This is a genomic window from Pseudomonas sp. CMR5c, from assembly GCF_003850545.1.
In the GTDB taxonomy this organism is placed as follows: domain Bacteria; phylum Pseudomonadota; class Gammaproteobacteria; order Pseudomonadales; family Pseudomonadaceae; genus Aquipseudomonas; species Aquipseudomonas piscis.
The window spans coordinates 4,938,080-4,964,686 of record NZ_CP027705.1; the positions used below are offsets into that span (position 1 = coordinate 4,938,080).

At 63.4% G+C, this 26,607-nt stretch carries 24 protein-coding genes; 20 read left to right on the top strand and 4 right to left on the bottom strand.

Annotated elements, in window-relative coordinates:
* Positions 1 to 23: 23 nt before the first annotated feature.
* From C4K40_RS22555 to C4K40_RS22570, 4 genes are all read left to right on the top strand, one after another.
* Complete coding sequence (locus C4K40_RS22555; RefSeq protein ID WP_053133266.1) at positions 24 to 1,331, top strand: urate hydroxylase PuuD; 1,308 nt, start codon at positions 24 to 26, stop codon at positions 1,329 to 1,331.
* Positions 1,332 to 1,503: 172 nt separating this feature from the next.
* On the top strand, positions 1,504 to 2,862 hold the full coding sequence (locus C4K40_RS22560) for a nucleobase:cation symporter-2 family protein (RefSeq protein ID WP_022640171.1): 1,359 nt from the start codon (positions 1,504 to 1,506) through the stop codon (positions 2,860 to 2,862).
* A 612-nt stretch (positions 2,863 to 3,474) separates the two neighbouring features.
* On the top strand, positions 3,475 to 4,260 hold the full coding sequence (locus C4K40_RS22565) for an outer membrane protein OmpK (protein WP_031320285.1): 786 nt from the start codon (positions 3,475 to 3,477) through the stop codon (positions 4,258 to 4,260).
* A gap of 148 nt (positions 4,261 to 4,408) precedes the next feature.
* A complete protein-coding gene (locus tag C4K40_RS22570; protein WP_053133268.1) occupies positions 4,409 to 5,263 on the top strand; it encodes a pirin family protein in 855 nt (284 codons plus the stop codon).
* 19 nt (positions 5,264 to 5,282) lie between these two features.
* Here C4K40_RS22570 and C4K40_RS22575 read toward each other — a convergent pair whose 3' ends face one another.
* Together C4K40_RS22575 and C4K40_RS22580 are read right to left on the bottom strand one after the other, a co-directional pair.
* Entirely contained in the window at positions 5,283 to 6,455 is a 1,173-nt protein-coding gene (locus C4K40_RS22575) for a patatin-like phospholipase family protein (protein ID WP_022640174.1), read from the bottom strand.
* 50 nt (positions 6,456 to 6,505) lie between these two features.
* Positions 6,506 to 7,438 carry a lipid A biosynthesis lauroyl acyltransferase gene (locus tag C4K40_RS22580; RefSeq protein WP_022640175.1) on the bottom strand — a complete coding sequence of 311 codons (933 nt, stop codon included), beginning with the start codon at positions 7,436 to 7,438 and terminating at the stop codon, positions 6,506 to 6,508.
* A gap of 121 nt (positions 7,439 to 7,559) precedes the next feature.
* Between C4K40_RS22580 and minC the strand changes: the two genes are divergently transcribed.
* The 9 genes from minC (at position 7,560) to C4K40_RS22620 (ending at position 16,859) form a co-directional block, all read left to right on the top strand.
* Positions 7,560 to 8,297, top strand: a complete 738-nt coding sequence (gene minC, locus C4K40_RS22585; RefSeq protein WP_053133272.1) for a septum site-determining protein MinC — start codon at positions 7,560 to 7,562, stop codon at positions 8,295 to 8,297.
* A 200-nt stretch (positions 8,298 to 8,497) separates the two neighbouring features.
* A complete protein-coding gene (minD, locus tag C4K40_RS22590; RefSeq protein ID WP_031320287.1) occupies positions 8,498 to 9,310 on the top strand; it encodes a septum site-determining protein MinD in 813 nt (270 codons plus the stop codon).
* Positions 9,310 to 9,564: a cell division topological specificity factor MinE gene (gene minE, locus C4K40_RS22595; RefSeq protein ID WP_010224188.1), complete on the top strand. Its 255-nt coding sequence runs from the start codon at positions 9,310 to 9,312 to the stop codon at positions 9,562 to 9,564. Before minD ends, minE begins: the two co-directional genes overlap by 1 nt.
* A 90-nt stretch (positions 9,565 to 9,654) precedes the next feature.
* Positions 9,655 to 10,290, top strand: coding sequence for an RluA family pseudouridine synthase (locus C4K40_RS22600; RefSeq protein ID WP_053133275.1), 636 nt, complete (start codon positions 9,655 to 9,657; stop codon positions 10,288 to 10,290).
* Positions 10,291 to 10,339: 49 nt separating this feature from the next.
* Positions 10,340 to 11,440 carry a hypothetical protein gene (locus C4K40_RS22605; RefSeq protein ID WP_053133278.1) on the top strand — a complete coding sequence of 367 codons (1,101 nt, stop codon included), beginning with the start codon at positions 10,340 to 10,342 and terminating at the stop codon, positions 11,438 to 11,440.
* A 94-nt stretch (positions 11,441 to 11,534) separates the two neighbouring features.
* Positions 11,535 to 12,824, top strand: coding sequence for a M18 family aminopeptidase (locus C4K40_RS22610; protein ID WP_022640179.1), 1,290 nt, complete (start codon positions 11,535 to 11,537; stop codon positions 12,822 to 12,824).
* 149 nt (positions 12,825 to 12,973) lie between these two features.
* Positions 12,974 to 13,150, top strand: coding sequence for a hypothetical protein (locus C4K40_RS31650; RefSeq protein ID WP_022640180.1), 177 nt, complete (start codon positions 12,974 to 12,976; stop codon positions 13,148 to 13,150).
* A gap of 80 nt (positions 13,151 to 13,230) precedes the next feature.
* The gene (locus C4K40_RS22615) at positions 13,231 to 15,390 is read left to right on the top strand and encodes a mechanosensitive ion channel family protein (RefSeq protein ID WP_053133281.1); all 2,160 of its coding nucleotides are present in this window, start codon (positions 13,231 to 13,233) and stop codon (positions 15,388 to 15,390) included.
* Between the two features lie 122 nt (positions 15,391 to 15,512).
* Entirely contained in the window at positions 15,513 to 16,859 is a 1,347-nt protein-coding gene (locus C4K40_RS22620) for an amidohydrolase (RefSeq protein ID WP_022640181.1), read from the top strand.
* A gap of 40 nt (positions 16,860 to 16,899) precedes the next feature.
* Here the strand turns inward: C4K40_RS22620 and C4K40_RS22625 are convergent, their stop codons facing one another.
* Positions 16,900 to 17,613, bottom strand: coding sequence for a UTRA domain-containing protein (locus tag C4K40_RS22625; RefSeq protein WP_022640182.1), 714 nt, complete (start codon positions 17,611 to 17,613; stop codon positions 16,900 to 16,902).
* A 362-nt stretch (positions 17,614 to 17,975) separates the two neighbouring features.
* Between C4K40_RS22625 and C4K40_RS22630 the strand changes: the two genes are divergently transcribed.
* The 6 genes from C4K40_RS22630 to C4K40_RS22655 all read left to right on the top strand — a co-directional run bounded on the left by C4K40_RS22630 (position 17,976) and on the right by C4K40_RS22655 (position 23,367).
* Complete coding sequence (locus C4K40_RS22630) at positions 17,976 to 19,043, top strand: ABC transporter substrate-binding protein (RefSeq protein ID WP_022640183.1); 1,068 nt, start codon at positions 17,976 to 17,978, stop codon at positions 19,041 to 19,043.
* 128 nt (positions 19,044 to 19,171) lie between these two features.
* Entirely contained in the window at positions 19,172 to 19,978 is an 807-nt protein-coding gene (locus C4K40_RS22635; RefSeq protein WP_022640184.1) for an alkaline phosphatase family protein, read from the top strand.
* Positions 19,975 to 20,820, top strand: a complete 846-nt coding sequence (locus C4K40_RS22640) for an ABC transporter permease subunit (RefSeq protein WP_022640185.1) — start codon at positions 19,975 to 19,977, stop codon at positions 20,818 to 20,820. Before C4K40_RS22635 ends, C4K40_RS22640 begins: the two co-directional genes overlap by 4 nt.
* Entirely contained in the window at positions 20,807 to 21,607 is an 801-nt protein-coding gene (locus tag C4K40_RS22645; protein WP_053133284.1) for an ABC transporter permease, read from the top strand. Before C4K40_RS22640 ends, C4K40_RS22645 begins: the two co-directional genes overlap by 14 nt.
* Positions 21,604 to 22,593: an ABC transporter ATP-binding protein gene (locus C4K40_RS22650; RefSeq protein ID WP_053133287.1), complete on the top strand. Its 990-nt coding sequence runs from the start codon at positions 21,604 to 21,606 to the stop codon at positions 22,591 to 22,593. Before C4K40_RS22645 ends, C4K40_RS22650 begins: the two co-directional genes overlap by 4 nt.
* 120 nt (positions 22,594 to 22,713) lie before the next feature.
* Positions 22,714 to 23,367 carry an HAD family phosphatase gene (locus C4K40_RS22655; RefSeq protein WP_022640188.1) on the top strand — a complete coding sequence of 218 codons (654 nt, stop codon included), beginning with the start codon at positions 22,714 to 22,716 and terminating at the stop codon, positions 23,365 to 23,367.
* A 46-nt stretch (positions 23,368 to 23,413) separates the two neighbouring features.
* Here the strand turns inward: C4K40_RS22655 and C4K40_RS22660 are convergent, their stop codons facing one another.
* A complete protein-coding gene (locus tag C4K40_RS22660; protein WP_053133290.1) occupies positions 23,414 to 24,376 on the bottom strand; it encodes a zinc-binding dehydrogenase in 963 nt (320 codons plus the stop codon).
* 139 nt (positions 24,377 to 24,515) lie between these two features.
* On the opposite strand from C4K40_RS22660, the gene C4K40_RS22665 reads away from it, so the two are divergent.
* Complete coding sequence (locus C4K40_RS22665) at positions 24,516 to 26,600, top strand: carboxy terminal-processing peptidase (RefSeq protein ID WP_164485038.1); 2,085 nt, start codon at positions 24,516 to 24,518, stop codon at positions 26,598 to 26,600.
* The last annotated feature ends 7 nt before the right edge of the window (positions 26,601 to 26,607 follow it).

Consider the following 26,607-nt stretch of genomic DNA (forward strand, 5'->3'; position numbering starts at 1 on the left):
GTGACGGGCATGAGGTAAAGACTGTGGAAGCACATCTGTTGGAATGGCTCAACCTGAGCGTGCGCTGGATACACATGATCACCGGTGTGGCCTGGATCGGCGCATCGTTCTACTTCGTCTGGCTGGAGAACAACCTCAATCGCGTCAACCCCAGGAACGGCCTGTCCGGCGATCTCTGGGCGATCCATGGTGGCGGTATCTACCACCTGGAGAAGTACAAGCTGGCACCACCCTCGATGCCGGAGAACCTGCACTGGTTCAAATGGGAAGCCTATTTCACCTGGATGTCGGGGATCGCCCTGCTGTGCCTGGTGTTCTACTGGAACCCGACCCTGTACCTGCTGGCCCCCGGCAGCACCCTGAGCGGTGGCGAGGGCATCGCCATCGGCGTCGGTTCGCTGGTCGCCGGCTGGTTCATCTACGACTTCCTGTGCGATTCGCCGCTGGGCAAGCAACCGGCCCTGCTGGGCCTGGTGCTGTTCGTGCTGATCATCGCCGCCTGCTTCGGCTTCAGCCAGGTGTTCAGCGGTCGCGGTGCCTACCTGCATACCGGGGCGATCATCGGCACCATCATGGTGGGTAACGTATTCCGCATCATCATGCCGGCCCAGCGCCAGCTGGTAGCGGCCATCGAGGCCAACCAGACGCCGGATCCGGTCCTGCCGGCCAAGGGCTTGCTGCGTTCGCGGCACAACAACTACTTCACCCTGCCAGTGCTGTTCATCATGATCAGCAACCACTTCCCGAGCACCTACGGCAGCCAGTACAACTGGTTGATCCTGGCCGGTATCGCGGTGGCGGCGGTGCTGGTTCGCCACTACTTCAACACTCGCCATGACAGCCACAAGTTCGCCTGGACCCTGCCGGTCGCGGCGCTGGGCATGATCTGCCTGGCCTACGTCACCGGCCCGGCCGGCACTCCCGGCACCCCGGAAGTGGCCAAGGCCCCCGCCAAGATCGAGTACCAGCCGTTGCCGGAAACCGCCCTGGGCGGGGGTGCCAAGCCAGCCACCCAAGTCTCGGCGCCAGCTCCGGCCGCCAGCGCTCCGGCCCAGGCCGCCAATACCGGGCCGAGCTTCGAGAAGGTCCACAACGTGATCCAGGAGCGTTGCGCGGTCTGCCACTCGGCCAAGCCCACCAGCCCTTTGTTCAGCGCCGCGCCAGCCGGGGTGATGTTCGATACCCCCGAGCAGATCCGCTTGCAGGCGGCACGCATCCAGGCCCAGGCCGTCGCCAGCCAGATCATGCCCCTGGGCAACATCACCCAGATGACCCAGCAGGAACGTGAACTGATCGGCGCCTGGATCGCCCAGGGGGCCCAGACCAACTGATCAGCGCCTGGCGCCAGGCCCAGCGGCGAGCAGCTTGCGTCTACAGGATCGATGCTTCTGTAGGGGCGGGCTGGCTCGCCATCGGCCGATCATGATTTGCCTGTTGCTGCATACCACCACGCCAATGGCGCGGTGGCTAAATCACAAGAATAAAAAAGATCCGAGGTGTTGCATGTCCGATTCATCCGAACAGTGCGTCCCCGATGCGCCAGCCATTCAGCGCTTGCCTTTCCTGCAACTGATCCTGGTCGGCTTGCAGCACGTCCTGCTGATGTATGGCGGCGCGATCGCGGTACCGCTGATCATCGGACAGGCCGCTGGCCTGAGTCGTGAAGAAATCGCCTTCTTGATCAACGCCGACCTGCTGGTGGCCGGCATCGCCACCATCGTCCAGTCCTTCGGCATCGGCCCCATGGGCATTCGCATGCCGGTGATGATGGGCGCCAGTTTCGCCGCCGTGGGCAGCATGGTGGCCATGGCCGGCATGCCCGGCATCGGCCTGCAGGGCATCTTCGGCGCCACCATCGCCGCCGGGTTCTTCGGCATGCTGATCGCGCCCTTCATGTCCAAGGTGGTGCGTTTCTTCCCCCCCCTGGTCACCGGCACGGTGATCACCTCGATCGGCTTGTCGCTGTTCCCCGTGGCGGTGAACTGGGCCGGCGGCGGCGGGACCTCGGCACAATTCGGCTCCCCCATCTACCTCATCGTCGCCGGGTTGGTGCTGGGCACCATCCTGCTGATCCACCGCTTCATGCGTGGGTTCTGGGTGAACATTTCCGTGCTGATCGGCATGGGCCTGGGCTACCTGCTGTGCGGCTTGATCGGCATGGTCGACCTCAGCGGCCTGGCCCAGGCGCCCTGGCTACAGGTGGTGACGCCCCTGCACTTCGGCATGCCGCAATTCAACCTGGCCCCCATCCTCTCCATGTGCCTGGTGGTGGTGATCATCTTCGTCGAGTCCACCGGCATGTTCCTGGCCCTGGGCAAGATCACCGGCCAGGAAGTCACGCCGCGCATGCTGCGCCGTGGCCTGTTGTGTGATGCCGGGGCCTCGTTCTTCGCCGGCTTCCTCAACACCTTCACCCATTCCTCGTTCGCCCAGAACATCGGCCTGGTACAGATGACCGGGGTTCGCTGCCGTTCGGTGACCATGGTCGCCGGCGGCTTGCTGATCGTCCTCAGCCTGCTGCCCAAGGCGGCCTTCCTGGTGGCGTCGATTCCCCCGGCGGTCCTGGGTGGCGCGGCCATCGCCATGTTCGGCATGGTGGCGGCCACCGGGATCAAGATCCTCCAGGAGGCCGACATCGCCGACCGGCGCAACCAATTGCTGGTGGCGGTGAGCATCGGCATGGGCCTGATCCCGGTGGTGCGCCCGGAGTTCTTCGCCCACCTGCCGCTGTGGATGAGCCCCATCACCCACAGCGGCATCGCCATGGCCACCTTGAGCGCCCTGTTGCTGAACCTGCTGTTCAACATCCTTGGCGGTGCCGAACGAGCCACCGACAGCCACCGGCAAGTCCACCAGCATTGAACGACCCGGGCGCCAGGTTGGCGCCCGAGCATGCCCTGAACCGATACCGCAGCCACGGCCCACCCTGGGCCCAGCGCTGCCTGCACCGCTGCGCCTTGATAATAAGAACAACAGGGAGCACCACCTTGCAGACTGCCCGCAGTTACCCAGTGGCCCCCATTCCCCGGGCGCCACGCAGCCAGGCCGCCAACGGTCATGGCCCTGCCATTTCCCATCCTTGCGAGCCGGTGGCCAGACCTGGCGCCCGGCCTGCCCCAGCGTGGCTGCAAGTACAGCGCTGTGCCGTACTTGAGCGCCGCCGTGGGAGCCAGTATTCTCCGCGGCCGCGCAACTCCGAGGTAAAAAAAAGCCCGGACGAAAAACCTGACCTGAAAGCCAACTTATCCCGGCCCAGGCAGGCATCAAGGCGCAAGAATCAAAGCACAAGAACCCTCTGCCGACTGTATCGCTACAGCCGGGCGGTGGTTCTTTCGCTTTTTTCGGCCTTGCCACAGCAGCCGTTAAAAGCGGCCGAGCTGAGCGATCGGACAGTGTTCGACGCAAAGAAAAAGGCGCCACACCAGAGCGCCAGATCAAAAAAAACATTGAAACACCTACTTTGGGAGCAACCGAATGAAACCTGTGAGCACACGCCTGATGCTGGCCGCCGGCCTGCTGGCCGGGAGCCAGGCCATGGCCGGGGACCTGCTGCAATGGCAGAACAACAGCCTGACCTACCTGTACGGCAAGAACTTCACCATCAATCCGCAGATCCAGCAGACCGTGACCTTCGAGCACGCCGACGCCTGGAAGTACGGGGACAACTTCTTCTTCCTCGACCGCATCTTCTATAACGGCAAGAAAGACGGCAACGTCGGCCCGAACACCTACTACGGCGAGTTCACCCCGCGTCTTTCGTTCGGCAAGATCTTCGATCAGAAGCTGGAATTCGGCCCGATCAAGGATGTGCTCCTGGCCTTCACCTATGAATTCGGCGAAGGCGACAACGAGTCCTACCTGGTAGGTCCCGGTTTCGACCTGGCGGTACCCGGCTTCGACTACTTCCAGCTCAACTTCTACCAGCGCCACACCGAAGGCAGCCGCCCGGGCGACAACGTCTGGCAGATCACCCCAGTGTGGTCCTACACCATTCCCGTGGGCCGCTCGGACATCCTGATCGACGGCTACATGGACTGGGTCGTGGACAACGACCGTAATTCCAAGGGCACCTACCACGCCAACCTGCACTTCAATCCACAGGTCAAGTACGACCTGGGCAAGGCATTGAACTGGGGCGCCAAGCAGCTGTACGTCGGTTTCGAGTACGACTACTGGAAGAACAAGTACGGCGTCCAGGACTCTCGCGCCTTCGAGACCAACCAGGACACCGCCAGCCTGCTGGTCAAGTACCACTTCTAAGCGGCATCCCGGGTGCTGCCTTCGATGGCTGGAGGCAGCACGCAAAATATCGACTAATTCGATAAAACCAGCGTACATTTCGCAACCATCGATCGATGAGACAGGCATAACATCCCGCTCATTCCACTTATCGACCAGGAGTTGCTCCATGACCCAACTGCGCAAGGTACTCAGCGTCCATAGCGGCCAGCCCGCATCCGACGGTGCCGGAGTGAAACTGACCCGGGTCTTCGGTGGCCAGGGCGTCGAACGCTTCGATCCGTTCCTGATGCTCGACGAATTCGGTTCACAAAACCCCGACGACTACATCGCCGGCTTCCCGCCCCACCCGCACCGTGGCTTCGAGACCGTGACCTACATGCTCGAAGGCCGCATGCGCCATGAAGACCACCTGGGCAACGTCGGCCTGCTGCAAAGCGGCGGCGTACAGTGGATGACCGCTGCCAAGGGCATCATCCACAGCGAGATGCCGGAACAGGAACAAGGCGTGATGCGCGGCTTCCAGTTGTGGCTGAATCTGCCGGGCCGGCACAAGCTCGATCCGGCCGCCTATCGCGATATCCAGCCCCAGGACATCCCGCGGCTGACCACGGCTGATGGGGTCGAGGCGGTGGTGATCGCCGGGCGCTTCGACGATGGTCACAGCCAGCAGGCCGGAGCAGTGGAGCGCCCCCATACCGAACCGCATTACTTCGACCTGCACCTGCCGGCCGGGGCCTCGGTCAGTCCACGACTGCCGGCGGGACACCGAGTGTTGCTGTACGTCTATGAAGGTTCGATCGAGTTGCCGGGGCACCCGCAAAGCGTCGCCAGCAGCCGCCTGGTACGCCTGGCCGACGAAGGTGAGCTGCGCCTGGACAGCCGCGCGGGCGCCCGGGTGCTGCTGATCGCCGGCAAGCCCCTGGGAGAACCGGTGGTGCAGTACGGCCCTTTCGTGATGAATAGCCGGGAGGAAATCGAACAGGCCTTGCGGGATTATCGCGATGACCGCCTGACCGACTGAGGCTCGCAGACCAGGGGTTTCAGGCCGGGGCCAGGGTCTTGCGCAAACCGAGGAAACGCACCAGCTCCCCAGCCTTGGCCAGGGCGTCGCTGCGACCCAGCTCAATCAACTCGCTGCAGTAGGCTGCCTCGAACAGCAGGTAGCTCAGCACCCCGGCACCACTGGTACGGGTCGCCCCCGGCCCGCGCAGGAACAGGCGCAAGGCCGCCGGCAATTCGTGGCGGTGACGCGCGGCGATCTCGTCGATCGGCTGGCTGGGGGCGATCACCAGCACCTCCACCGGAGCGATGCCCAAGCCACTTTCGCTGGCGCCGCCCGGTACCAGTCGGGTGAAGTGATTGAGCCGCTCGAGCAGTTCGATGTCGCTTTCCAGGCTGTCGATGAAGGTGCTGTTGAGCATGTGGCCGCCGATCTGCGCCAGGGTCGGCTCCTGGCCGGTGTAGGTGCGCTGCATGAGACTCTGCGGGTCGTTGCCCCGCGGGTTGCCGCTGACCCCGACCACCAGTACCCGGCTCGCGCCCAGGTGCAGGGCCGGGCTGATGGGCGCCGACTGGCGCACCGCACCATCGCCGAAGTACTCCTGCTGCAGCTTCACCGGGGCGAACAGCAGTGGAATGGCCGAACTGGCCAGCAGGTGATCCACCGTCAAGCGCGTGGGAAGACCGATCCGCCGGTGCCGCAGCCAGGGATCGATCACTCCGCCGCCCTGATAGAAGGTCACCGCCTGGCCGGATTCATAACCGAAAGCCGTGACCGCCACCGCGTGCAGTTGCCCCAGGGCGATGGCCTCGTCGATCCCCGCGAGCTGCATGTGCTGGTCGAGCAGATCGCGTAGCGGCGAGCTGTTGATCAACGCCACCGGCACCTGGGAACCCAGGCCCAGCAGGCTGTGGCCAACGAAGCGGCTGGCCTGGCGAATCACTCCCGGCCAATCGCTGCGCATCACCTGGTGACTGCGAAAGTTGCCCCAGAAAGTTGTCAGGCGTTCGATCGCCGCGGAAAAATTGCTGGCGCCACTGGCCAGGCTGACCGCATTGATCGCGCCGGCGGAAGTGCCGACGATCACCGGAAACGGATTGCGGGCCCCGGGCCCCAGCAATTCGGCGATCGCCGACAGCACCCCCACCTGGTAGGCCGCTCGGGCCCCACCGCCGGAAAGAATCAAACCTGTGACCGGTTGCACCGCACTCATCAATCCACTCCATCCATGACGCCTTGGGGGCGCTAGTCACTGTCGGGGAATCAACCGCGTTTCGGGTAAAGCCGGGGCTCGCCTGGCGGACGGCTCTTGAAACGCCGGTGGGCCCACAGGTACTGCTCGGGGCAAGCACGCAGCGCGCTCTCGACCCACTGGTTGATCCGCAGGCAATCCGCTTCCTCGCTGGCGCCGGGAAAGTCCGTCATCGGCGGATGGATCACCAGCCGATAACCGCTGCCATCGGCCAGGCGCTCCTGGGTGAACGGCACCACCAGCGCCTTGCCCAGGCGGGCGAACTTGGTGGTGGCGGTGACCGTGGCGGCCTGGATGCCGAACAGCGGCACGAACAGGCTCTGCTTGGCGCCGTAGTCTTGATCCGGCGCGTACCAGATGGCGCGACCGGAGCGCAGCAGCTTGAGCATGCCGCGTACGTCCTCACGCTCCACCGCCAGTGAGTCGAGGTTGTGTCGTTCACGGCCACGACGCTGGATGAAGTCGAACAGCGGGTTCTTGTGCTCGCGGTACATGCCATCGATGGTGTGCTGCTGGCCCAGCAGGGCCGCGCCGATTTCCAGGGTGGTGAAGTGCAGGGCCATGAGGATCACTCCCTGCCCTTCGCGCTGGGCTTGCCTGAGGTGCTCCAGCCCCTCGACATGGGCCAGGCGTGCCAGGCGCGGCTTGGACCACCACCAGCTCATGGCCATCTCGAAGAAGGCGATGCCGGTGGACGCGAAGTTCTCCTTGAGCAGGCGCTTGCGCTCCTGGGCGGACTTTTCCGGGAAGCACAGCTCCAGGTTGCGCTGGGCGATCCGCCGGCGCTCACCGGCGACCCGGTACATCAGGGCTCCCAGGGCGCGACCGATCAGCAGTAATAAAGGATAGGGCAGCTGGACGACCAGCCATAACACCCCGAGACCCAGCCACAGCGGCCAAAAGCGAGGATGAAGGAATGCAGCTCGAAAACGCGGGCGATCCATTACAGATTCCGGACAGACAACAAGGTCGCGCATTCTACAACGGTTCGACCTGGCTTGCGGCCCGCGGGCGTTCTCGTTATAAGTCTCGGCACTTTTAGTGACAAGCCGCCCCCTGCAGACCATGAGCCAAACCGAATTGCTAGACCAAGATCCTGTCTTCCAGTTAAAGGGCAGCATGCTCGCCATCACTGTGCTGGAGCTGGCCCGCAACGACCTGGAAGGTCTCGATCGCCAGCTGGCCGCCAAGGTCGCCCAGGCCCCGAACTTCTTCAGCAACGCCCCACTGGTACTGGCCCTGGACAAGCTGCCCGCCGCCGAAGGCTCGGTGGACCTGCCCGGGCTGATGCGCGTCTGCCGTCATCACGGCCTGCGGACCCTGGCCATCCGCGCCAGCCGCATCGAGGACATCGCTGCGGCGATCGCCGTGGACCTGCCGGTACTGCCGCCTTCCGGAGCCCGGGAACGGCCACTGGAGCCGCCGGAAAGCGAAGTCCGCAAGGCGCCGGAAAAGCCCCCTGAACCCACGGTCAAGCCGACCCGCATCATCACCTCGCCAGTACGTGGTGGCCAGCAGATCTACGCCCAGGGTGGCGACCTGGTGGTGGTGTCCTCGGTCAGCCCCGGTGCGGAACTTCTCGCCGATGGCAATATCCATGTATACGGCCCGATGCGTGGCCGGGCCCTGGCCGGTGTCAAGGGCGACACCAAGGCACGGATTTTCTGCCAGCAACTGAGCGCCGAACTGATCTCCATCGCCGGCCAGTACAAGGTCTCCGAGGACCTGCGGCGCGACCCCCTGTGGGGCTCTGGAGTCCAGGTCAGCCTGTCGGGTGACGTGTTGAACATCATCCGTCTTTAACGGATACTGCCGCATTTTCCAAGCATCTCTAAAACGTAGCGAATACGGCTCAAACGAAGTGGGAAATTGGCAATAAGCAGCGTTTATCGAAGATAAACCCTGCCACTGACCGAGCTCCAGCCAAGGCTGTCCGACTGCAGTAGTTTTCAAGAGATGTTTTTCAGGGACCCAAAGTCCTTTTTCCTTAGGGGTGAAACACCTTGGCCAAGATTCTCGTTGTTACATCCGGCAAGGGTGGTGTGGGTAAAACCACCACCAGCGCCGCTATCGGTACCGGCCTCGCTCTGCGTGGCCACAAGACTGTCATCGTCGACTTCGACGTCGGCCTGCGTAACCTCGACCTGATCATGGGCTGCGAGCGTCGCGTGGTGTATGACTTCGTCAACGTGGTAAATGGCGAAGCCAACCTGCAACAAGCCCTGATCAAAGACAAGCGTCTGGAAAACCTCTACGTACTGGCCGCCAGCCAGACCCGCGACAAGGATGCCCTGACCCAGGAAGGCGTGGAAAAAGTCCTGATGGAGCTCAAGGAGTCCTTCGACTTCGTGGTCTGCGACTCCCCGGCCGGCATCGAAAAAGGCGCCCACCTGGCCATGTACTTCGCTGACGAAGCGATCGTCGTGACCAACCCGGAAGTATCCTCGGTCCGTGACTCCGACCGCATGCTGGGCCTGCTGGCCAGCAAATCGCGTCGTGCGGAAAAAGGCGAGGAGCCGATCCAGGAACACCTGCTGATCACCCGCTACCACCCCGAGCGTGTCGAGAAAGGCGAAATGCTCGGCGTCGAAGACGTCAAGGAAATCCTCGCCGTCCGCCTGCTGGGCGTGATCCCGGAATCCCAGGCGGTACTGAAGGCCTCCAACCAGGGTATCCCTGTCATCCTCGACGACCAGAGCGATGCCGGCCAAGCCTACAGCGATACTGTCGATCGCTTGCTGGGCAAGGAAAAAGAACACCGGTTCCTGAATGTCGAGAAGAAGGGATTCTTCGAGCGCCTGTTTGGAGGTAGATAATGAATCTTTTCGACTTCTTTCGTGCCAGCAAAAAGGTCAGTACCGCGTCGGTAGCGAAAGAGCGTCTACAGATCATCGTGGCGCATGAACGCGGCCAGCGCAGCACCCCGGATTACTTGCCCGCCTTGCAGAAGGAACTGGTGGAAGTGATCCGCAAGTACGTCAATATCGGGTCCGATGATGTGCAGGTCGCCCTGGAAAACCAGGGTAGCTGCTCGATCCTTGAACTCAACATCACTCTGCCTGATCGCTGATCGACCGGGCGGAAACCACGGCGGCTCGCGGGCCTCATGCATGCATGGGGTCGGCGAGCCGCCGTTGGCGTTTGTTACGAGACTGTTTTGATGCCGTTGTCCAATATCCACATCCTGTACCAGGATGCCGCCATTCTGGTGGTGAACAAACCTACCCTGCTGCTTTCGGTGCCCGGTCGCGCCGACGACAACAAGGACTGCCTGATCACCCGCCTGCAGGAAAACGGCTATCCCGAAGCCCGCATCGTCCACCGCCTGGACTGGGAAACCTCAGGGATCATTCTCCTGGCCCGGGACCCGGACACCCATCGCGAACTGTCCCGGCAGTTTCATGACCGTGAAACCGAAAAAGCCTATACCGCCCTGTGCTGGGGCCAGCCGGAACTGGACAGCGGCAGTATCGACTTGCCCCTGCGCTATGACCCGCCGACCAAGCCACGGCACGTGGTGGACCACGAGCAGGGCAAGCACGCCTTGACCTTCTGGCGCGTGTTGGAGCGCTGCGGCGACTGGTGCCGTGTCGAGTTGACCCCTATCACCGGCCGCTCCCACCAGTTGCGAGTGCATATGCTGTCGATCGGCCACCCATTGCTGGGCGACGGTCTCTACGCCCATCCCCAGGCCCTGGCCGCCTGGCCGCGCCTGTGCCTGCATGCCAGCATGCTGGCCTTCACCCACCCCCAGACCGGCGAGCGCCTGCGCTTCGAATGCCCTGCCCCGTTCTGACAACACCCGATTCTCCAGCGCCTATCCAGAAGTAAGGACACTCGAAACGATGACGTTCCCTGCAGTACCGTCTCCCCACAACCCAGAGAAAACACCGCAGCAACTGCTCTACCTGGTCTACGGCAGCAATGCGGTCTACCGGCGCGAAGTCAAGTTCAGCATCCTCACCGCCCTCAGCCACTTGAGGAGCAGCGAATCGCTGTGCATCAGGATCATGACCGACCGGCCAGAAGACTATGCCGGCTGGCCCGTGGATACTGTCGCCCTGGATGAGCAGACCCTGCAGCAATGGCAAGGCCAGAACGGCTATCACCATCGACGCAAGGCCTGCGCTATCGCCAGTGGCTTGCAACTTGCTGAGAAGACTCTGTTCGTCGATACCGACACCCTGTTCTTGAAGAGCCCACATCTGCTGTTCAAGCAGATCAGCCCTCAGCGTTACCTGATGGACTGCTTCGAATATCACTGGCGAGACGTCAGCAAGCGCCCGGTCTACCACAAGCTCGGCCAGTGCCTGAAACCCCACGGCATCGAACCTGACAGCGACTTCCGGCTGTATAACAGTGGACTGTGCGGCCTCACCGACAGCGACTTGCCGATGCTGGAACGGGCCATCGAACTGATCGACGAGTGGACCCGCGAGCCTTTCGAGATCCATACCATCGAACAGGTCGCGCTGTCGTTCACCATGCGCGGCAAGCCGGTGCAGGAAGCCAGGAAACACGTTTATCACTACTTCGCGGCGAAACGCTTCTTCCATGCCATGCAGGCGCACTTCTTTGCCTTGCACGGCGAGGACTATCGCCCCGAGCTGATTACGCTGTGCCAGGAAATGCCCCGGAGCAAACCCCTGCCGCATCTGTGGCAGCGACTGCGGATCAAGTGGCGGTTGCGCAAGCTCAAAGGGGGACAGAAAAAGATCGGCCGCGACGTGCTCTACGGCAGCTCGCTGTCCGATGCGCCGTATCATTCGGCGTGCCGGCATGCCTGGTGGGAATGCGCATCCCGTGAAATCGGCCGCTGGGACGAGCAGCAACAGCAAGCCATGCTGGCCCTCGAGGATGGCACCTGGCCGGAGCACCTGCCTATGCCCGAGCGCCGGGAAGACCACCAAGCCATTCTCGGCTACCTGCGCCAGCCTATCGCCTGAGGCCCCACTCACAGGATGGGCAAGCAGCACATGCTCTTGCCCATAGCCCCTGCCCAATACGTTAAACTCGCGCCACTGCTGTCTGGAGCTACTTATGCGCGAAGAGCTGAACCAAGGCCTGATCGACTTCCTCAAGGCCTCCCCTACCCCTTTCCATGCCACTGCCAGCCTGGTTCAACGCCTGGAAGCCGCAGGCTACCAGCGCCTGGACGAGCGCGAGTCATGGGCCACCGAAGCCAATGGCCGCTACTACGTCACGCGCAACGACTCCTCCATCGTCGCCATCAAGCTGGGTCGGCACTCCCCTCTGCACGGCGGCATCCGCATGGTCGGCGCCCATACCGACAGCCCGTGCCTACGGGTCAAACCCCAACCAGAGCTGCAACGCCAGGGCTTCTGGCAACTGGGCGTGGAAGTCTACGGCGGCGCATTGCTTGCCCCCTGGTTCGACCGCGACCTGTCCCTGGCCGGCCGGGTGACCTTCCGCCGCGATGGCAAGGTGGAAAGCCAACTGATCGACTTCAAGGCGCCGATCGCGATCATTCCCAACCTGGCCATCCACCTCAACCGTGAAGCCAACCAGGGTTGGGCCATCAACGCGCAGAACGAACTGCCACCGATCCTCGCCCAGTTCGCCGGCGACGAGCGCGTGGATTTCCGTGCCGTGCTGACCGACCAGTTGGCCCGTGAGCACGGCCTGAACGCCGACGTGGTGCTGGACTACGAGCTGAGCTTCTACGATACCCAGGGCGCAGCGGTGATCGGCCTGCACGAAGACTTCATCGCCGGCGCGCGCCTGGACAACCTGCTGTCCTGCTACGCCGGCCTGCAGGCCCTGCTCAATGCCGACAGCGACGAAACCTGCGTGCTGGTGTGCAACGACCATGAAGAAGTCGGCTCCTGCTCGGCCTGCGGCGCCGACGGCCCGATGCTCGAGCAGACCCTGCGCCGCTTGCTGCCCGAGGGCGACGAGTTCGTGCGTACCATCCAGAAGTCGCTGCTGGTTTCCGCCGACAACGCCCACGGGGTCCACCCCAACTACGCCGACAAACACGACGCCAATCACGGCCCCAAGCTCAACGCCGGCCCGGTGATCAAGGTCAACAGCAACCAGCGCTACGCCACCAACAGCGAAACCGCCGGTTTCTTCCGTCACCTGTGCATGGCCGAAGAGGTGCCGGTGCAGAGCTTCGTGGTGCGCAGCGATATGGGCTGCGGCTCGACCATCGGCCCGATCACCGCCAGCCACCTGGGCGTGCGCACCGTCGATATCGGCCTGCCGACCTTCGCCATGCACTCGATCCGCGAGCTGTGCGGCAGCCACGACCTGGCTCACCTGGTCAAGGTGCTGAGCGCCTTCTACGCCAGCCAAGAGCTGCCGTAAACCACCAACCGCTGCTGGCACAGGCACTCGCGCCTGCGCCAGCACGGCCCCGGTACCGGCGACAGATCGCCAGTCGCTGATGCACATCACTACGAATCGCGACAAAACGACCTAGACTTATAAGCATTCCTTCTGAGGAGGCCATTGCCATGATTTCGATGTCTTCATTCCATGCCATGCTCGTGCCGATCCTCATTGGCATGATCCTCCTGGCCATCGGCTTCAATTTCCGCGACAAGAACCTGGGCGTGCTCAGCATGTGGATCGGCATGCTGCTGATCCTCGGCACCGTGGTCTACAAGATCCTGGCCAAGCTAGCGGAATAAAAGCGCCGCTCGCCCTCGCATTGGATTTGGCGGCCTCGTACACTCGGTCGATACCGTAAACGTCCGAGGTTGACCGCCCAGTGTTCGCTCGTCTGTTCGCCCTGCCCTGCTATGTGCTCGTCTGCCTGCTGACCCTCCTGCCCCTCAACAGCGCCCAGGCCGTCGGCCTGCCTGGCCTGCTGGGCAACCAGGCCAAGCCCCAGCCGCAAGCCGAGGAGCCCCTGGGGCAGTCCCTGGACCAAGTGATCAAGTCCCTGGAGAACGACCAGCAGCGGGCCAAGCTGCTGGCGGACCTCAAGCGCCTGCGCGACACCACGAAAAAAGCCCAGCCCACCCCCGAGGAAGGCGTGCTCGGGCTGATCGGCGGCACCTTGTCGACCCTGGAGAAGCAGTTTTCCGGCGCTGACAGCCCCGCGACCCGCTGGACCGACGAGTTCGAGCTAGCCCAGCAGGAACTGGTGGCCCTGGTACTGCCGGCCAGCCAGTGGCTGCCGATCATCTTCGCCTTTGCCCTGATCCTCATGGTCTGGAGCCTGCTGGCAGCGGCGCTGATCTGGCTCAGCCATCGCGTGCGCCTGCGCTTCGGCCTTACCGAGGACCTGCCCCAGCACCCCAAGACCTGGGACCTCTTGCGCTTCGCCTTGCGCAAGCTCGGCCCCTGGATGATCGCCCTGCTGATTACCGTGTACATGACCTATTCCCTGCCCTCGTCCCTGGGCAAGGACCTGGCCATGGTCCTGGCCTATGCCCTGGTGGTCGGCACCTGTTTCTCGGCGATCTGCGTGGTGGCGTTCTCGGTGCTCGACGGCCCCCACCGCCATCGCGCCCTGTATATCCTGCGGCGCCAGGCGTTTCGGCCGCTGTGGTGGATCGGCAGCTTCGCCGCCTTCGGCGAGGCCCTGAGCGATCCGCGCATGGTGGCCAGCCTCGGCCAGCACCTGGCCCATACCGCCGCGACCTTCGCCAATGTCATGGCCGCCCTGTCCACCGGGGTGTTCATCCTGCGCTTCCGGCGGCCGATCGCCCACCTGATCCGCAACCAGCCCCTGGCGCGCCGCCTGACCCGCCGGGCCTTGAGCGACACCATCGAGATCATCGGCACCTTCTGGTACCTGCCAGCCCTGGTGCTGGTGGGCATCTCGCTGTTCGCCACCTTCGTCTCCGCCGGCGACACCAGCACCGCACTGCGCCAGTCGCTGCTATGCACCGTGCTGCTGGTGCTGTGCATGGTGATCAATGGCCTGGTGCGCCGCCATGCCCAGCGCCCCCACCGCGGGCACAAGCGCCATGCGCTGTATTCCGAGCGGCTCAAGGGGTTCTTCTACACCCTGGCCCACCTCGCCGTGTGGCTGGCCTTCATCGAACTGGGCTTGCGGGTCTGGGGCATGTCGCTGATCCGCTTCACCGAAGGCGACGGCCACGAAGTCAGCGTCAAGCTGTTCGGCCTCGGCGGCACCCTGATCTTCGCCTGGCTGATCTGGATCCTCAGCGACACCGCCGTGCACCACGCGCTGACGCGCTCGCGCAAGGGCCTGGCCAATGCCCGCGCCCAGACCATGATGCCGTTGATCCGCAACGTGCTGTTCGTGGCGATCTTCATCATCGCCACCATCGTCGCCCTGGCCAACATGGGCATGAATGTCACGCCGCTGCTGGCCGGTGCCGGTGTGATCGGCCTGGCCATCGGTTTCGGCGCCCAGTCGCTGGTGGCGGACCTGATCACCGGCCTGTTCATCATCATCGAGGACTCCCTGGCCATCGACGACTACGTGGATGTCGGCGGCCACCTGGGCACCGTCGAGGGCCTGACCATCCGCACCGTGCGCCTGCGGGACATCGACGGCATCGTCCACACCATCCCGTTCAGCGAGATCAAGAGCATCAAGAACTACTCCCGGGAGTTCGGCTACGCCATCTTCCGCGTGGCGATCCCCTACAACATGGAGATCGACGATGCGATCAAGCTGATGCGCGATGTCGGCCAGAAGATGCGCAGCGATCCGCTGCAGCGGCGCAATATCTGGTCGCCCCTGGAGATTCAGGGGGTGGAGAGCTTCGAATCCGGCAGCGCCATCCTCCGCGCCCGCTTCAAGACCGCGCCGATCAAGCAATGGGAAGTGTCCCGGGCCTTCAATCTGTCGCTCAAGCGCCACCTCGACGAGGCCGGGCTGGACCTGGCGACCCCGCGCATGAGCATCCAGGTGGTCACCGCCGGGGGCGGCTCCCAGGCCGAGGCGTAAGGCGAGCCGCACGCCGGGGCACGGCTGCGCGCTCCATGGCAAGGCGGTCCAGACAGGGCGGCACAGCACGCCACGGGACCTGGCAGCCCCGTACTACAACAACAATCAAGGAGAGAGTCCCCATGCAGCTATCCACTATCGCCAGCGCTTGCCTGGCCAGTGTCCTGGCCTTGTCCGGCCACTACGTCCATGCCGCCGACGACAGCGCCATGGCGCAGGCCCGCAAGCACATCGCCGAACAGGCCAAGGCCCTGGAACCGACACTGCTGGCAACCCGTCGCGATATCCATGCCCACCCTGAACTGGGCAACACCGAACACCGCACTGCCGAGCTGGTAGCCACGCAGTTGCGCGCCCTGGGCCTGGAAGTCCGGACGGGCGTCGCCCGCACCGGCGTGGTGGCGGTGCTCAAGGGTGGCCTGCCCGGCCCCACCGTGGCCTTGCGCGCCGACATGGACGCACTGCCGGTCAAGGAGGTCGCGGACCTGCCGTTCGCCTCCAAGGCCAAGGGGCGCTACCTGGACAAGGAAGTGGACGTCATGCACGCCTGCGGCCACGACGCCCACACGGCAATCTTGCTGAGCACGGCGAAAGTCCTCAGCGACATGCGCGAGCGCCTGCCAGGCACCGTGGTGTTCTATTTCCAGCCCGCCGAAGAAGGCCCGAGCGATTTCATTCCAGACGGCAAGAACGTCTGGGGCGCGAAGATGATGGTGCAGGAAGGCGTGATGCAATCGCCCAAGCCGGACGCGGTGTTCGGCCTGCATGTCTGGGCCGGGATTCCCGCCGGGCGCATCGCCTATCGCCCGGGCCCGACCCTGGCCAGCTCCGACGACCTGCGCATCCGCATCCTCGGCAAGCAGACCCACGCCGGCCGCCCCTGGGACGGCATCGACCCGATCACCGTCGGGGCCCAGGCCATCGTCGGGCTGCAGACCGTGGTCAGCCGCCGTACCGATATTTCGTCGTACCCGTCGGTGGTCAGCATCGGCACCATCAACGGCGGCACACGCTACAACATCATTCCCGAATCGGTGGACATGACCGGCACCATCCGCTCCTACGACTATGGCATTCGCCAGAAACTGCACAGTGATGTACGCCAGACCGTGGAACGGATCGCCGAGAGCGGCGGCGCCAAGGCCGAAGTGAGCATCATCGAGAAGTACGACCCGACCATCAACGACCCGGCCCTGACCGAGAAGATGCTGCCAAGCCTGCGCTGGGCGGCCAAGGACGATGTGGTGCAAGGGCCGCTGGTGGGCGGCGCGGAGGACTTTTCCTTCTATGCCAAGCAGGCGCCGGGACTGTTCGTGTTTCTCGGCGTGACGCCCCGGGACCAGGACATGGCCAAGGCCGCGCCGAACCACAACCCGGGATTCTTCGTCGACGAGTCGGCGCTGGTGGTGGGCGTGCGGACCCTGGCGTCCTTGACCACCGACTATCTATTCGCCGGAGCCAAGCCCTAGGCGCTGTCCAACCCTGCCCGCTGGCGCGAAGGCAGCGGGCTCAGGCCACATCCACACCAACGTGGATCGCATCGTGGCGCCAGAACTCCAGGTCGCAATCGATCAGCCGCTGATGCTGGTCGTAGTTGACCCGGGCGATGCGCAGTCCCGGGCTGCCCACCGAGACCTTGAGCGCCGCGGCCGCTTCCGGCGGCAGGGAAGTGGGCACGATCTCGAAGCGCACCCGCCCGTAGTGCAGGTCGTAGTGCCGGGCATACAGCTCGGTGATCGACTGGTTCAGATCCAGGTCGAGGATCTTCGGGAAGTACTGCGGATTCAGGTAATGCTCGACATACAGCACCAGACGCTCGTCGATCCGTCGCACGCGGCAGATCTGGATCACGCTGGACAAGGCCGGAAGTTGCAACCAGGCGCAGACCGCCGCCGACGCCGGTTGCAAACGTGCACAAATCACCTCGGTGGACGGTACCCGGCCCTGGGCGCTGACCATGGCGTGGAAATGGCTGCGCTGCATCAGGTTATAGGCCAGGCGCGGCGGCGAAACGAACCAGCCACGACGCTCCTCGCGGTAGATCTGTCCCTGGGCCTCCAGTTGCAGCAGAGCCTCACGCACGGTGATCCGGGTAGTGGCGAACAGCTCGCTGAGCTTGCGCTCGGCCGGCAGCTTGCTCCCCGGTGCCAGCAAGCCATGGGCGATCTGTTCTTGCAGTACCTGGCCGATGGCTGTCACCGCCTTGGTTGCCTCTATACGCATCAACGTTACCTATCTGGACTAGACCAGCACCGTCCCAGTGCCTGGCAGCGACCTGTACGGCCCCCTGCTCCTGACTGCAAAGCCTAGGCAACGCAGATGACTGATATGTGACAAAGCTTGCGAACGGCCCTGGCCAGAGCTGCAACTTTCCCGCCAGGGCCTTTGAAAACGGGAGTTTTGCCGTGGTCTACGCTTAGTTCGCAGTGTCGAGCCTGCGCCTGGTTCCAGGCGTTCGCAGCAGGCATCGACATAAAAGTGTCATCCAACAGGCTTAGATTGGCTCAGGTATTGCTGACCTAGACCAACCCACCGCAAGACTGTCGATCACAACGCAGCGTGGAACACGCCCAAAGGAGCTTCGGATGAAACAGCTTTTCCTGGCATCACTGTTAGGTTCGACCATCGCCATGTGCACCGCCGCCATGGCCGCTGACAACGACTTGAAAACCCTGGAAGCCGCTGCGAAGGCGGAAGGCGCCATCAACAGCGTCGGCATGCCCGATGACTGGGCCAACTGGAAAGGCACCTGGGAAGACCTGGCCAAGACCTACGGCCTCAAGCACATCGACACCGACATGAGCTCGGCCCAGGAAATCGCCAAGTTCGCCGCCGAGAAAGACAATGCCAGCGCCGATATCGGCGACGTTGGCGCCGCGTTCGGCCCGATCGCCGTCAAGCAAGGCGTGGTCCAGCCCTACAAGCCAAGCACCTGGGCGCAGGTCCCGGACTGGGCCAAGGACAAGGACGGCAACTGGGCCCTGGCCTACACCGGCACCATCGCCTTCATCATCAACAAGAAGCTGCTGCACGGTTCCGAAGCACCCAAGAGCTGGGCCGACCTGGAAAAGGGCAAGTACAAGGTGTCCATCGGTGACGTGAGCACCGCCGCCCAGGCTGCCAACGGCGTCCTGGCCGCCGCCATCGCCAAGGGCGGCGACGAGAAGAACATCCAACCGGCGCTGCTGATGTTCGCCGAGATCGCCAAGCAGGGGCGCCTGTCCCTGGCCAACCCGACCATCGCCACCATGGAGAAGGGTGAAGTGGAAGTCGGCGTGGTCTGGGACTTCAACGGCCTGAGCTACCGCAACAAGATGGTCAACAAGGACGACTACGAAGTGCTGATCCCGTCCGACGGCTCGGTGATCTCCGGCTACACCACCATCATCAACAAGTACGCCAAGCACCCGAATGCGGCCAAGCTGACCCGCGAGTACATCTTCAGCGACGCCGGGCAGGTCAACCTGGCCCGTGGCAATGCCCGCCCAATCCGTGCCGAGCACGTCAACCTGCCGGCGGACGTCAAGGCCAACCTGCTGCCCAACGAGCAGTACAAGCACGTGACGCCGATCAAGGACGCCGAAGCCTGGGAGAAGACCTCCAAGGCCCTGCCGCAGAAGTGGCAGGAAGAAGTGATCATCAACATGCAGTAATGCTGCTTCCGTAGGGGCGAGGCTTGCCCGCGATCCAGGCGCTGCGGCCTATCTTGAAATCGCAGCGATACCATCGCGGGCAAGCTGCGCTCCTACGAGATTGTTCGGTCTTGCGGAGCCCTTGCCCCATGTCACACAACGTCATCCTTGTCGTGCTCGACGGCCTCAATCACCAGGTCGCCCGCCACGCCATGGGACATCTTCAAGCCTATGTCGGCGCAGGACGCGCAGCGCTGTACCAACTGGAATGCGAGCTTCCGGCACTGTCCCGCCCGCTGTACGAATGCATCCTCACCGGGGTGCCGCCGATCGACAGCGGCATCGTGCACAACCAGGTCTCGCGCCTGTCCACCCAGCGCAGCCTGTTCCATTACGCCCGGGCCGCCGGCCTGGGAACCGCCGCTGCCGCCTACCACTGGATCAGCGAGCTGTACAACCGCACGCCGTTCAATGCAGCGCGAGACCGGCACACCGTCGCCCCTGAGTTGCCGATCCAGTACGGCCACTTCTACTGGAGCGACCACTACCCCGACTCCCACCTGTTCGCCGATGCCGAGGACCTGCGCCTGCGCCACGCTCCCAACCTGTTGCTGGTGCACCCGATGAACATCGACGACGCCGGCCACAAGCACGGCCTGGACAGCGCCCAGTATCGCAACAGCGCACGCTCGGCCGACATCATCCTGGCCGACTACCTGCAAGGCTGGCTCGACGCCGGCTACCAGGTGCTGGTGACCGCCGACCACGGCATGAACGCCGATCGTTCGCACAATGGCCTGCTGCCCGAGGAACGGGAGGTGCCGCTGTTCGTCATCGGCGGGGCCTTCAGCCTCGATCCCGGGGCCACACCGAAGCAGACCGAACTGTGCGGCACCATTTGCCAACTGCTCGGCGTACCCCACGACAAACCCTTCTGCCGGGAGCTGTTGAAGTGAATTCAGTGACCCGTGGCAAATGGCTGGCGGCCTTGTGCCTGGTGCCTTTCGCCCTGTTCTTCATCGTGTTCCAGCTGGCCCCGCTGGCGTGGGTGCTGATCAACAGCCTGCAGTCCGAGGAGTTCGGCTGGGGCCTGGCCAACTTCAACAAGATCTTCAGTTCGAAGTTCTACCTGCAGGCGATCCAGTACAGCCTGGAGATCAGCTTCTGGTCCAGCGTGTTCGGCATCATCATCGCCGTGCTGGGTAGCTACTCGCTGCGCCGGGTCGACTCCAGGCTGCGCAACTTCGTCAATGCCTTCGCCAACATGACCAGCAACTTCGCCGGCGTGCCCCTGGCCTTCGCGTTCATCATCCTGCTGGGCTTCAACGGTGCCATCACCATCATGCTCAAGCAGTCGGGGGTCATCCAGGACTTCAACCTCTACTCCAAGACCGGCTTGATCATCCTCTACACCTACTTCCAGATCCCGCTTGGGGTGTTGTTGCTGTACCCGGCTTTCGACGCACTACGCGAAGACTGGCGCGAATCCGCCGCCCTGCTGGGCGCCAGCGGCTGGCAGTTCTGGCGGCATATCGGCCTGCCGGTGCTGACCCCGGCGCTGCTGGGCACCTTCGTGATCCTGCTGGCCAACGCCCTGGGCGCCTATGCCACGGTCTATGCCCTGACCACCGGCAACTTCAACGTCCTGCCGATCCGCATCGCGGCCATGGTTTCCGGGGACATTTCCCTGGACCCGAACATGGCCAGCGCCCTGGCGGTGGTGCTGGTGGCGCTGATGACCCTGGTGACCATCGTCCATCAGTTGCTGCTCAAGAGGAGCTACCATGTCTCGCGCTGAACCTGGCTCCGTCGCCCTCTACCACCGGTTCGTGGTCTGGCTGCTGTTCGCCATCCTGCTATTGCCGCTGCTGGGGACCTTCGTCTACTCCATCGCCAGCAGCTGGTCGGCGACCATCCTGCCCAGCGGCTTCACCTTCAAGTGGTACTTGCAGCTGTGGAGCGACCCGCGCTTTCTCGCGGCCTTCGGCCAGTCGCTGCTGGTCTGCGTCGGTGCCCTGGCCTTGTCGGTGGTGCTGATCCTGCCGCTGCTGTTCGTGGTGCACTACCACTTTCCCAAGCTCGATGCGCTGATGAACATCCTGATCCTGCTGCCCTTCGCGGTGCCGCCGGTGGTGTCCTCGGTGGGCCTGCTGCAGTTATACGGCTCAGGCCCCCTGGCCATGGTCGGCACGCCGTGGATCCTGATCGGCTGTTACTTCACCGTGGCCCTGCCGTTCATGTACCGGGCCATCACCAACAACCTGCAGGCGATCAACCTGCGGGACCTGATGGACGCCGCCCAGCTCCTGGGCGCCAGCACTTGGCAGGCGGCCTTGCTGGTAGTCCTGCCGAACCTGCGCAAGGGCCTGATGGTGGCGCTGCTGCTGTCCTTCTCGTTCCTGTTCGGCGAGTTCGTGTTCGCCAACATCCTGGTGGGCACCCGCTACGAAACCCTGCAGGTATACCTGAACAACATGCGCAACAGCAGCGGCCACTTCACCAGCGCCCTGGTGATCTCCTACTTCTTCTTCGTGCTGGTCCTGACCTGGGCCGCCAACATCCTGAACAGGGACAAGAGCCAATGAGCTTCGTCGACGTGCAACACCTGCAAAAGCACTACGCGGGCACCACGGTGTTCAGCGATATCAACTGCCAGATCCACAAGGGCGAGTTCGTCACCCTGCTGGGCCCCTCCGGCTGCGGCAAGTCCACCCTGCTGCGCTGCATCGCCGGGCTGACTCCGGTGGATGCCGGCAAGATTCTCCTCGACGGCCAGGATATCGTGCCCCTGAGCCCGCAGAAACGCGGGATCGGCATGGTGTTCCAAAGCTATGCGCTGTTCCCCAACATGACCGTGGAACAGAACGTCGCCTTCGGCCTGCGCATGCAGAAGGTCAACGCCGACGACAGCCACAAGCGCGTCAGTGAAGCCCTGCAACTGGTGGAGCTCAAGGACTTCGCCAGCCGCTACCCACACCAGCTCTCCGGCGGCCAGTGCCAGCGCGTGGCCCTGGCCCGTTCCCTGGTGACCCGGCCGCGCCTGCTGTTGCTGGATGAGCCGCTGTCGGCACTGGACGCGCGGATCCGCAAGCACCTGCGCGAGCAAATCCGCAATATCCAGCAGGAACTGGGCCTGACCACCATCTTCGTCACCCATGACCAGGAAGAAGCGCTGACCCTGTCGGACCGGATTTTCCTGATGAACCAGGGCCAGATCGTCCAGAGTGGCGATGCCGAGACCCTGTACACCGCGCCGGTGGATGCATTCGCCGCCGGCTTCATCGGCAACTACAACCTCCTGGACGCCGAGAGCGCCAGCAAGCTGTTACAGCGTCCGGTGAGCGGGCGCATCGCCATTCGTCCCGAGGCCATCGAGCTGCGCAAGGACGGCCAGCCGGACGCGCTGATCCGTGGCCACAGCCTGCTGGGCAACGTCATCCGCTATCGGGTCGAGGCCCACGGCGTGGAACTGGTGGTGGATGTGCTCAACCGTTCGGCTGCCGACCTGCACGCCAATGGCCAGCGCCTGGCGTTATCTATCGATCCGAGCGCCCTGTGTGAGGTAGCTTGACGGCAGCGACAAGCTTCAAGCTGCGAGCTTCAAGTTATAGATAGACCGCTAAGCACCTAAATCCAATTCTTGCAGCTTGAAGCTTATAGCTTGAAGCTGTTCTCGGAGAGAACTGCACTGATGGCCCTGGCAATTTTTGATCTGGACGAAACCTTGATCCACGGCGACTGCGCCACCCTCTGGAGCGAGCAGATGGGGCGCCTGGGTTGGGTCGACAGCGAGTCGTTCATGCGCCGCAACAACGAGCTGATGGACGCCTACAGCCATGGCAAGCTGGCCATGGAGGAATTCATGGCGTTCAGCCTCGAGCCCATGGCCGGGCGCAGCCCGGAGGATGTGGCCCACCTGGTGGAGCCCTGGGTCGAGGACGTGATCGAGCCGATCATCTTCAGTGATGCCTGCAAGACCCTGGCCGCCCATCGCCAGGCCGGCGACCGGATCCTGGTGATCTCGGCCTCGGGCACCCACCTGGTGCAGCCGATCGCCCAGCGCCTGGGCATCGATGAAGTACTGGGGATCGAGCTGGAAGTGCTCAACGGCGTCTATACCGGCAATACCCTGGGCACCCTGACCTACCGCGAGGGCAAGATCACCCGGTTGCTGCAATGGCTGGAAACCGAACAGGAAAGCCTTAAGGGCGCGACCTTCTATTCCGACTCGCGCAACGACCTGCCATTGCTGCTGCGAGTGGATCATCCCCAGGTGGTCAACCCGGATCCGGTACTGCGCGAGCATGCGCAGCAGGCCGGCTGGCCGATCCACCACTGGAAATGACCGCAATGCCTGCGGGAACCGGCCGTGGGCCAGCTCCCGCAGATGGTCATGCCAATGCCGAGTCGATCACCAGGACCAGCTTGCCCGATACCTGATTGGTGGCCAGTTCGGCGAATGCGGCTTCGGCATCCTCGATCGGGAGCGTCCTGGCCAACTGGGGGCTCAGGCGCCCATCGCCGAACAGCGGCCAGACGTTCTGGCCCAGATCGCTCAGCAAGTCGGCCTTGAACTGATCGCTGCGGCTGCGCAGGGTCGAACCCAGCAGCTGGATCCGCTTGGCCAGCACCTTGGCCAGGTCCAGTTGCGCCTCGCGCCCGCCCATCAGGCCGATCAGCACCCAACGCCCATCGAGGGCCAGCAGCTTGAGATTATCGGCCGCGTAGCCAGCTCCCACCGGGTCCAGGACCACATCGAAGGGGGCGAAATCCCGCAGTGCATCCAGGCCATCGGTGCGTATCACGCCCCCCTGGGCACCCAGTTTTTCGCAGTAGGCCAGGCGCTCGGCGGAGCCGACACTGACCCAGCACGGACTGCCGAAGGCCTTGCACAGCTGGATCGCCGCCGAGCCGACCCCACTGGCCCCGGCGTGCAGCAGCACCTTTTCTCCGGGCTTGAGCGCCGCCAGTTGGAACAGATTCAGCCAGGCCGTGGCATAGACTTCCGGCAACGCCGCGGCCTCGACCAGCGACAACCCCTCGGGCACCGGCAGCACATGGCGTGCATCGACCACCACTTCCTCGGCCATGCCGCCACCGGCCAACAGCGCACAGACCCGATCACCGATTTTCCAGGACGAACCCGGGCCGACTTCACTGATCACCCCGGAGCATTCCAACCCCAGCACCTGGCTGGCCCCGGCCGGCGGTGGATAGAGCCCCGCGCGCTGCAGCAGGTCGGCCCGATTCAGGCCGGCGGCGGCCACGCGAATACGAACCTGGCCCGCATCGCAAGTCGGGCTTGGCTCTTCAACCCACTCCACATGACCTTCAACGCCTTGCAATGCTTTCACAGTGCCTCCATAGTGAGTCTGGACTGAGCCCGGAGGTTATAGCACCGGGCTTTTTGCATTATGCGACCGGCCCTGATGGAACCGGCGACTTCTAAGACGGCCTAATATGCGTTATCAATTGCCCCCGCGTCGAATCAGCATGAAGCATCTGTTCCCCAGCACCGCCCTCGCTCTTTTCATTGGTTTCGGCCTACTGCCGATGTCGACCACTACGCTCGCAGCCAATAGCTGGGACAAGCTACAGCCTGATCGCGATGAGGTAATTGCCAGCCTCAATGTTGTTGAACTGCTCAAGCGTCATCACTACAGCAAGCCACCTTTGGACGACGCACGCTCGGTCATCATCTACGACAGCTACCTGAAGCTGCTGGACCCATCGCGCAGCTACTTCCTGGCCAGCGACATCGCAGAGTTCGACAGGTGGAAAACCCAGTTCGACGACTTCCTCAAGAGCGGTGACCTGAACGCAGGCTTCACCATCTACAAGCGCTACCTGGACCGGGTCAAATCCCGACTCGACTTCGCCCTGGCGGAACTGGCCAAGGGTGTCGACAAGATCGACTTCACCACCAAGGAAACCTTGCTGATCGATCGCAAGGAAGCTCCATGGCTCAAGACCACCGCCGAACTCGACGACCTGTGGCGCAAGCGCGTCAAGGACGAAGTGCTGCGGATGAAGATCGCCGGCAAGGAACCCAAGCAGATCCAGGAAACCCTGACCAAGCGCTACAAGAACCAGTTGGCGCGCCTGGACCAGACTCGGGCCGAGGATATCTTCCAGGCCTACATCAACACCTTCGCCATGTCCTACGACCCGCATACCAACTATCTGTCGCCGGATAACGCGGAGAACTTCGACATCAACATGAGCCTGTCGCTGGAAGGCATCGGCGCGGTACTGCAAAGCGACAACGACCAGGTCAAGGTCGTGCGCCTGGTACCGGCAGGCCCGGCGGACAAGACCAAGCAGGTCGCCCCGGCGGACAAGATCATCGGTGTCGCCCAGGGCGACAAGGAAATGGTCGACGTGGTGGGCTGGCGCCTGGACGAAGTGGTCAAGCTGATCCGCGGTCCTAAGGGCACCCTGGTGCGCCTGGAAGTGATCCCGGCCAGCAATGCGCCGAACGACCAGACCAGCAAGATCGTGCCTATCACCCGGGAAGCGGTGAAGCTCGAAGACCAGGCGGTGAAGAAGTCGGTCCTCAACCTCAAGCAGGACGGCAAGGACTACAAGCTCGGGGTGATCGAGATCCCGGCCTTCTACCTGGACTTCAAGGCGTTCCGCGCGGGTGACCCGGACTACAAGAGCACCACCCGTGACGTGAAGAAGCTGCTGACCGAACTGCAGAAAGAGAAGGTCGACGGCGTGGTCATCGACTTGCGCAACAACGGCGGTGGTTCCCTGCAGGAAGCCACCGAGCTGACCAGCCTGTTCATCGACAAGGGCCCTACCGTGCTGGTGCGTAACGCCGATGGCCGGGTGGATGTGCTGGAAGACGAGAACCCCGGTGCCTTCTACAAGGGCCCGATGGCCCTGCTGGTCAACCGCCTTTCGGCCTCGGCCTCGGAGATCTTCGCCGGCGCCATGCAGGACTACCATCGCGCGTTGATCATCGGCGGCCAGACCTTCGGCAAAGGTACGGTCCAGACCATCCAGCCGCTCAACCATGGCGAGCTGAAGCTGACCCTGGCCAAGTTCTACCGGGTTTCCGGGCAGAGCACCCAGCACCAGGGCGTGCTGCCGGATATCGGCTACCCATCGATCATCGACACCAAGGAGATCGGTGAAAGCGCGCTGCCCGAAGCCATGCCTTGGGACACCATCCGCCCGGCCATCAAGCCGGCGATGGATCCGTTCAAGCCGTTCCTGGCCCAGCTCAAGGCCGAACACGAAAGCCGCTCGGCGAAAGATCCGGAATTCGTGTTCATCCGCGACAAGCTGGCGCTGGCGCAGAAGCTGATGGCGGAAAAAACCGTGAGCCTCAACGAAGCCGATCGCCGTGCGCAGCATGCCGATATCGAAGCCAAGCAACTGGCCCTGGAAAACATCCGTCGCAAGGCCAAGGGCGAAGAGCCGCTCAAGGAGCTGAAGAAAGAGGATGAGGACGCACTGGCCGCTGCCGAACCGGACAAGACCAAGCCGGAAGACGACGCCTACCTGAGCGAAACCGGGCGCATCCTGCTGGATTACCTGAAGCTCAACACTTCGGTGGCCAAGCACTGAGGATGAT

Bases quoted from the DNA above. Each gene is read 5' to 3' on its own strand.
- C4K40_RS22570 (WP_053133268.1), top strand. From the start codon at position 4,409: ATGACCCAACTGCGCAAGGTACTCAGCGTCCATAGCGGCCAGCCCGCA.
- C4K40_RS22635 (WP_022640184.1), top strand. From the start codon at position 19,172: ATGTCACACAACGTCATCCTTGTCGTGCTCGACGGCCTCAATCACCAG.
- C4K40_RS22630 (WP_022640183.1), top strand. From the start codon at position 17,976: ATGAAACAGCTTTTCCTGGCATCACTGTTAGGTTCGACCATCGCCATG.
- C4K40_RS22580 (WP_022640175.1), bottom strand. From the start codon at position 7,438: ATGGATCGCCCGCGTTTTCGAGCTGCATTCCTTCATCCTCGCTTTTGG.
- C4K40_RS22560 (WP_022640171.1), top strand. From the start codon at position 1,504: ATGTCCGATTCATCCGAACAGTGCGTCCCCGATGCGCCAGCCATTCAG.
- C4K40_RS31650 (WP_022640180.1), top strand. From the start codon at position 12,974: ATGATTTCGATGTCTTCATTCCATGCCATGCTCGTGCCGATCCTCATT.
- C4K40_RS22625 (WP_022640182.1), bottom strand. From the start codon at position 17,613: ATGCGTATAGAGGCAACCAAGGCGGTGACAGCCATCGGCCAGGTACTG.
- C4K40_RS22575 (WP_022640174.1), bottom strand. From the start codon at position 6,455: ATGAGTGCGGTGCAACCGGTCACAGGTTTGATTCTTTCCGGCGGTGGG.
- C4K40_RS22655 (WP_022640188.1), top strand. From the start codon at position 22,714: ATGGCCCTGGCAATTTTTGATCTGGACGAAACCTTGATCCACGGCGAC.
- C4K40_RS22665 (WP_164485038.1), top strand. From the start codon at position 24,516: ATGAAGCATCTGTTCCCCAGCACCGCCCTCGCTCTTTTCATTGGTTTC.
- minC (WP_053133272.1), top strand. From the start codon at position 7,560: ATGAGCCAAACCGAATTGCTAGACCAAGATCCTGTCTTCCAGTTAAAG.
- C4K40_RS22565 (WP_031320285.1), top strand. From the start codon at position 3,475: ATGAAACCTGTGAGCACACGCCTGATGCTGGCCGCCGGCCTGCTGGCC.
- C4K40_RS22600 (WP_053133275.1), top strand. From the start codon at position 9,655: ATGCCGTTGTCCAATATCCACATCCTGTACCAGGATGCCGCCATTCTG.
- C4K40_RS22645 (WP_053133284.1), top strand. From the start codon at position 20,807: ATGTCTCGCGCTGAACCTGGCTCCGTCGCCCTCTACCACCGGTTCGTG.
- C4K40_RS22610 (WP_022640179.1), top strand. From the start codon at position 11,535: ATGCGCGAAGAGCTGAACCAAGGCCTGATCGACTTCCTCAAGGCCTCC.
- C4K40_RS22605 (WP_053133278.1), top strand. From the start codon at position 10,340: ATGACGTTCCCTGCAGTACCGTCTCCCCACAACCCAGAGAAAACACCG.
- C4K40_RS22650 (WP_053133287.1), top strand. From the start codon at position 21,604: ATGAGCTTCGTCGACGTGCAACACCTGCAAAAGCACTACGCGGGCACC.
- C4K40_RS22620 (WP_022640181.1), top strand. From the start codon at position 15,513: ATGCAGCTATCCACTATCGCCAGCGCTTGCCTGGCCAGTGTCCTGGCC.
- minE (WP_010224188.1), top strand. From the start codon at position 9,310: ATGAATCTTTTCGACTTCTTTCGTGCCAGCAAAAAGGTCAGTACCGCG.